Source organism: Flavobacterium rhizophilum, assembly GCF_046000485.1.
Classification (GTDB): domain Bacteria; phylum Bacteroidota; class Bacteroidia; order Flavobacteriales; family Flavobacteriaceae; genus Flavobacterium; species Flavobacterium rhizophilum.
The window spans coordinates 1-1,472 of sequence record NZ_JBELQB010000030.1; the positions used below are offsets into that span (position 1 = coordinate 1).

Here is a 1,472-nt window from a genome sequence, read left to right on the forward strand (position 1 = left end):
TTGGCAATCGGGAAAGTGTTCTGCTCGTACTTCGGCATGCTTGCCTGTATGGTGTAAGCCCTGTCACAGTCAATACTGTAGGTTACCTTACCGCCGGCATCGGCCGTTCTGGTCTCAATCACATTGTTGCGCTCATCAAGGATGGCTACCTTAGCACCGGCCAGTGGTTTGCCCGTGTTGGCATCCCTTACCATTACAATAGCCTCAACACCACAGATTGGTGTAGCACTGTACAGCTGGTCAACTCCGCTCCTGTTACTGGAGAAGAACCCGATTTGCTTATTGTCATTAAAACTGAAGGCAAAGTCATCCTGTCCTGAGTTTACAGGAAGGCCTACGTTTCTGGCTTCTGTTCCTTTTGCAAGGTCGATAACAAAGATATCCAGTGCCCCGAAGCCTTTACGCCCGTCTGAAGAGAAGTAAAGCTTACCTTCGGTAGTGATGTATGGGAAGTTATCATTACCCGGGGTGTTTACCTTATCCCCAAGGTTTTGCGGCTCTCCATAGGTGTTGTTGCCTTTCACTTCCACTTTCCAGATATCATTGCCTCCCTGTCCTCCCGGACGGTTCGACACAAAGTAAAGGGTCTTACCGTCTGCACTGATGGCAGGGTTACCTGTAGAGTAGGTTTTATCGTTTAACGGCAGTGGCTGGATGTTACCCCATTTACCGTCGGTCTTGGTAGCTTTGAAAAGGTAGATCTGACCCAGTTTAAGGTTGTTGTCCTTATCCCTTTCAAACTGTTTGCTCTCCTTAAAGCTCTCGCCCGAGAAGTACATGGTGTTACCGTCGGCGGTTACCGCCGCAGGGCCGTCATGCCATTTGGTATTGATGTCCGATATCGGGGTAGGCTCACTAAAAGTGCCGTCGGCATTGTAAGTGGCCGTATACATATCAAGGTACGGCTGCTCATTGGCTCCGTAGGTTTTCCTTGCTGTGTTTCTTGCACTGGTGAAATAGAAATTGTTATCATCGGTCAGTACCGCGCCGAAGGAGCTGTACTTCTCATCGTTGATGTCCAGTTTCTTCTCATCAAACATTTTGGTCTGGTTCCTTAACTTCGGTAGGTAGTTAGGATCCTGTTTGAAAGCGATGGCTCTCTCATCATTAGGTTTTAGTGAGGCAAACTTCTGCATCTGTGTGTTAGCTTCCTCATATTTGCCTTCGGCCTTCAGCATCTGGGCATAGTGGTAATAGATCTCGGCATCCTGATTGCTCTGGGTAGCCTTGCCATACCATTTTACCGCTTCCTTGCTGTTAAATACATTGTAGTAGCTCTCGGCAAGCTGTCTGTAAACATAAGGGTCGTTCTTGCCCGATACCTTTAGGTATTCACTGGCGGCATCAACATACTCCATCCTGGCATACAGCCTGTCCGCCTTCTCGGTATCCTTGTTTTGTGCCATGGCAAACTGCGCTGCAAGCATAAAACTTAAACTGATATATAGGTTCTTCATCTTTCGTGGTCGCTT

General features: G+C 48.0%; 1 protein-coding gene. It reads right to left on the bottom strand.

The window, feature by feature from the left end:
* Positions 1 to 1,457 (bottom strand): cell envelope biogenesis protein OmpA (locus ABS768_RS17545; RefSeq protein WP_408076249.1); only part of this gene is annotated, 1,457 nt, incomplete at its 3' end.
* Positions 1,458 to 1,472 lie beyond the last annotated feature (15 nt).